This is a genomic window from Xanthomonas sp. D-36-1, assembly GCF_017746155.1.
Taxonomy (GTDB): domain Bacteria; phylum Pseudomonadota; class Gammaproteobacteria; order Xanthomonadales; family Xanthomonadaceae; genus Xanthomonas; species Xanthomonas cissicola.
In genome coordinates, this window is sequence record NZ_JAGHWR010000024.1 from 1 (window position 1) to 4,542 (window position 4,542).

A 4,542-nucleotide genomic window follows, 5' to 3' on the forward strand; every position below is an offset into this window, starting at 1 on the left:
TTGATCAGACCTTCCTTAGCGATGCAGATGCGGCGCGCGTCCGCGCCTGAGTAGGCGACCGGCGTTGCATAGGGCGCAGCGCAGCACGAACTGCCTGCTGCTTGTGACTGGATCAATCGCGCGCAAGCCAGGGGTTCCAGCCAGCTCGCCTGGAGTCTTTCGAAGTTGGGGGTGGTGTCCCCGCCGGTTGACCTCGGCGCCCGCATCAATCGATACCGTTGCTGCCTTCCGGCCCTGGCGGGATTTTCGATCTAGCGTCGCGAGGGACCGACGGGGCCACCATAAGACGTGGGCCACGATGCCGTGGCCCTGGACCCGTGCAATCAGCTTGCAGAGTCATAAAACTGGCGGAGAGAGGGGGAGGTACTGATCCCGCTCGAACGTCCCGACTCTCCTACAGCCACGCAAACCAGGAAGGTGTCCTGCTTTGTGGTCTGCCATTGTAGCGGGTTGTCTAGGTCCGTTGCTAGCCTCGATGATCGGGTTTCCGTCTTCCACCCGAGCAGCGAGGACGTGGTGATACCCCCACATCCTTGGGTTCACATGGAGAAGGAAGCTAGGCGTTCCTGATCTAGCATTTGCTATAGGATGTAGCTCCGGAGGTGCCTTGCGTTCAGCGAGAGACAGGTTTGGTCATCACATCAAAGAGATCCCACGTCGCGACTGTTGCGAAGTTGGTGGATTTGTGGTGAATGTGCTTTATGGCCGACTTGATGATCCACTCCGTGATCCACTCCGAAACCGAAGACCGCAAAGTTCTCGACCGCCTTATAAAGGCGATGAGGATCCCCAGCACCGTATTGTCTTACGACATCAAGGTTGGGGATGACTCGAGCGGGGATTCATCATTGTTTGTCAAATTGAAGGTGAATGAAAAGTCAGTGGCTTCCAGTTCAAAGAGGTTCAGGGAGTTGAGAAGCTTTGCCGATGAAGTTCAGAAGGTTGCGCTTAGCAAAGGCGTTTCGCGCTGGCCTTACGTCGAATTGGTTAACGGGATTGGCAAAAAGCGTTAATGGCGCTCCCTCAAGATCTTTTGCGTCAAGCAAGGCATTTGGCGACTAAAGAAAAAAGAAGGCCTCAGCAGGCTAGCCTCAGGCGAGCGATCTCGACTGCCTACTACGCCCTGTTCCATCTTTTATCGTCAGAGGCTGCAAGTCTTGTGAGCCCCGCCCAGCCTGCGGGAATCGGACGACATATTCAAAGGGCGCTTACTCATAGCGATATGAAAATTGCTGCCAAGGGTATTTCTCAGCCTAATTTAGGCAGGCCATATTCAGCATTGATATCAACAGCCGTTCTGCCTGAACTAGCTGACGTAGCGCGTCATTTTGTTACTCTTCAGGAGAAAGACATGCCGCTGATTACGATATAAATAGAACATTTGATAGATTACACGCGCTAGCTCAGGTCAGTTTGGCGGAAACTGCCTTCAAAAAGTGGACTTCCGTCCGTGGGAAGCCCCAGGCCAATGTCTTCCTAATGATGCTATTTTTTGGGAAAGCGCTGTCTGCCAGATAGCGGTTGTAAGGCAGGGTAAGTAAGTTTTATCAGGCCCCTGGATTTACGATAAGGTGATTGGTCACGAATATAAGGGTTGAGTATCACAGCAAATAGTAGGACCTCAAAGCCATCATTTGTGTTAAAGGCCCGTCTACCTTTGATGAGTTGGCTTCTAGGAGAAGTGGTTATTTGGAACCTACTTCACCATCAAGTCGCCAGGGAAAAAATGAGCACGGGCCTCTCTTAAGTTTACGGCACGATGCTTCGAACCAACGTCTTCGTTGATGTGGAGTCGCAGCCAGGCCGGGGAGCTTGCTTCACCCTGTGCGTGCCTTGCTTTTAATAGAAACTGGTCGCGCCGTCTGGCCCCGCCGTGGGGGCACCTCTCGCATCTCTGGCAGTGTTGGGGTCTAGCGCGTCAGCTGCGCATACAGCACAAACAGCACCATCGGAAGGCTGCTCAGCACCGAAGTGACCCAGAAAGCTCCCATGACGGTCAGCGGCGTCATGACCCACCACTGCCACCAACTGAAGCCGCGGTCACGCTGCCGTGCCATATGAGCCTCGAAAGCGTGAAAGCGCTCTGCTTTCCGCAGGCCCCGGCGAGCCATCAGCGGCCCAACGAGAAAGCCAAACGGACCCAGGAACAGCAGACTGAGCGAGAACCACCAGAAGAAGCGGTTGTGGGGTGTCATGACCTTCTTGGGAACAGCGCGCCGTGCGGCGTCCCCGCCAGCCCCCACGGCGTCGACGGGCGTTCCTGCCATCGAATCGGTCTTCATGCTCATTTTGCGTAGGCCCTCCAGGTGCCGTCCGCTTTGGCGTAGCGCAAGTTCTTGTTGACCGGCACGGGGAACTGCCGACCGGCAATCTCCAGGACCACTTGGCCGCGCGTGTCGCAGCGGTAGCCGTCGGCGCCTTGCGCTTCCACGCATCCGGTGAGTTCGAAGTTTTGGACATCGGTGACCTGGCCGGCGCCGCTCTGCTGGAGCAGGGTGACCAGCGCTTGCTTGGCGTTGTCGTTCGACGGCTTGCCGCTGCAGGCGGTCAGGCCCAGGGCCATGGTCAACGCGACCAGGCCGATCCATGCATTTTTCATGTCGTTCCTTTTCTGAGGGATGGGAAAGCGGGCAAATCCGGGGCCTGCTAGTTGTCGCGATTGCCGTCGGGTTTAAAACCAGCAATCCAGAGCCTGGTGTCTTTGAATGGCGTCAGCATTCCCGACGACCCCGGGTGCAGGTCTGCGGTCTGGAGAAATCCCGAGACCCAGGCGACGCGCAGGGCGACATCGACGGCGCGGTCAGCCACGCCGGGCCGGCTCACGTTGACGACAAAGGGCTGGGCCGGAGGGTTGGGGCCCGTGGAGCGCTGGGCGCCCGTGTTGGGCTTGCTCGGCAAGACCCTGATACCGGTCAGCGTGTCCCTCCCTTTCCAGAGGGCCGCGCTATTGAGCTCCGCTGTCTCGCCCAGGTCGTCCGTTTCAGTCACCGCGGCATCGAAGCAGGTCCGGAAGGTCTCCGTGGTCGGGGCCGTGGGGCTGGTCCAGATGCGCGCTTCCACCGTCCAGCAGGGCAGGGAGGCGCCCCATTCCTGAAACGTGAGCGCCACCCGGGGCCAGTCCAGCTTTCCAAGCTGTGCTGCTTGGTGGTTGTCGCCCTTAAAGAGGCCGGGCAGCTTCCCGGCGGCGCTGAGAGGCACGTAGATGGCGCCAGTGCCTTGGGTGCTGGTTTTGCTGCCCGAGTTCGGCTGGATGCCGACCATCTGCTTGCCAGAGTCGGCCAGACTTTTTCCGAGCTGGCGAAAGAAGCCGGGCTTCGGGGGCTGGGTGTCCTGGGCCTGGGCAACGCCGGCCACGGTCAATGCGAGCAGGGCGGCGCCTGCAATCCTTGCGGTCTTCATGAAATCCCCGTGTGTTGTTGGAGGGTGCTACATTTCATGAAGAGTCTGCCATGCAGTGGAGGAGCAAGTCATGCTGTCCGGCCAACTTTTCAACATCCGTTCACGTGCCGAAGGCTTCTCCCCGAGCTCTCTTTGCTGCCCGCCTGAAACAGGCTCGGGAACTGCAAGGCATCCCAAGCCAACGAGCGTTGGGGGTGCTGATGGGGCTCGATAAGAAGTTGGCCAGCAGCAGGGTCAATCGCTACGAGAACGAGACCAGTGGCATCGACTTGGATGGGTTGGGGAAGCTGGCCGACACGTTGGGGGTGCCGATGGCTTACTTGGTCGCCGAAGACGAGGCTACCGCTCGAGCCATCATGGCATTAGCACGGATGTCAGCCAAAGAGCGGCGTGAGGCATTAGTGGCACTAGAGGCAATCGTGGGCGCAACAGAAGACTCGCAGCCGTGATTCCAAATCGCCTATTCAAGTATCGAGCTTTCGACTCTTTCGCGCTAAAGCTCATTTGCGACAGCGAGGCATGGTATTCGCGGACCCCTGCATTCAACGATCCAATTGAAGAGCGACGTCCCCCCGCCCTGAGTAGCGGCCAGGTTTAGAGTCCGGGGTTGATGATAGCGGCGTTGGCCAACTGTTGGGCATACGCGGAGGGCGTCATGCCGCCAATTGCTTTCTTGGGTCGCTCCTCGTTGTATTCGCGGCGCCAGCGCTCGATCTCGGTGCGTGCATGCAGCAGTGTCGGGAACCAGTGTTCGTTGAGGCATTCGTCGCGCAGGCGGCCGTTAAACGATTCAACGTAGGCGTTCTGATTCGGCTTGCCGGGTTGGATGAGTCGCAACTGCACGCCACGCGCATGCGCCCAGGCCACCATCGCCTTGCCGCAAAACTCCTTGCCGTTGTCCGTGCGGATCACCTGCGGCAAGCCGCGGCGGATGGCGAGCCGATTCAGCACACGCGTCACGCCATGGCCCGCTACTGCGCGCTCCACCTCGATGGCGACCGCTTCGTGCGTGGCGTCGTCCACGATCACCAGACACTTGATCACCCGACCGTCGGCAGTGCGGTCGAACACGAAGTCCATCGACCATACCTGGTTGGCCTGCGATGGCCGCAGCAGCGGCTGAGGTAATCCCCCCGCCCATTA

5 protein-coding genes, 1 other RNA gene and 1 pseudogene are annotated in these 4,542 nt (G+C 58.8%); 2 read left to right on the plus strand and 5 right to left on the minus strand.

The genetic code is table 11. From position 1 onward, the window contains the following. Positions 1 to 177 precede the first annotated feature (177 nt). An RNA gene (ffs, locus tag J7367_RS07425) (signal recognition particle sRNA small type) lies at positions 178 to 274 on the minus strand. Positions 275 to 701: 427 nt separating this feature from the next. Between ffs and J7367_RS07430 the strand changes: the two genes are divergently transcribed. After that, entirely contained in the window at positions 702 to 1,013 is a 312-nt protein-coding gene (locus J7367_RS07430; protein WP_139792666.1) for a hypothetical protein, read from the plus strand. 897 nt (positions 1,014 to 1,910) lie between these two features. Here J7367_RS07430 and J7367_RS07435 read toward each other — a convergent pair. The 3 genes from J7367_RS07435 to J7367_RS07445 are packed head-to-tail and all read right to left on the minus strand — an operon-like array spanning position 1,911 to position 3,399. Beyond that, positions 1,911 to 2,288, minus strand: a complete 378-nt coding sequence (locus tag J7367_RS07435; RefSeq protein ID WP_176214982.1) for a hypothetical protein — start codon at positions 2,286 to 2,288, stop codon at positions 1,911 to 1,913. Then, positions 2,285 to 2,599, minus strand: coding sequence for a hypothetical protein (locus tag J7367_RS07440; protein ID WP_057664286.1), 315 nt, complete (start codon positions 2,597 to 2,599; stop codon positions 2,285 to 2,287). The genes J7367_RS07435 and J7367_RS07440 overlap by 4 nt, the downstream gene beginning before the upstream one ends. 47 nt (positions 2,600 to 2,646) lie before the next feature. After that, a complete protein-coding gene (locus J7367_RS07445; RefSeq protein ID WP_057664284.1) occupies positions 2,647 to 3,399 on the minus strand; it encodes a hypothetical protein in 753 nt (250 codons plus the stop codon). A gap of 104 nt (positions 3,400 to 3,503) precedes the next feature. Here J7367_RS07445 and J7367_RS07450 point away from each other — a divergent pair, with 104 nt between their 5' ends. Next, positions 3,504 to 3,848, plus strand: a complete 345-nt coding sequence (locus J7367_RS07450) for a helix-turn-helix transcriptional regulator (protein ID WP_254894385.1) — start codon at positions 3,504 to 3,506, stop codon at positions 3,846 to 3,848. Positions 3,849 to 3,993: 145 nt separating this feature from the next. Here J7367_RS07450 and J7367_RS07455 read toward each other — a convergent pair. Beyond that, positions 3,994 to 4,518: pseudogene (locus J7367_RS07455) on the minus strand (IS3 family transposase); the annotation flags it as partial. Between the last annotated feature and the right edge of the window lie 24 nt (positions 4,519 to 4,542).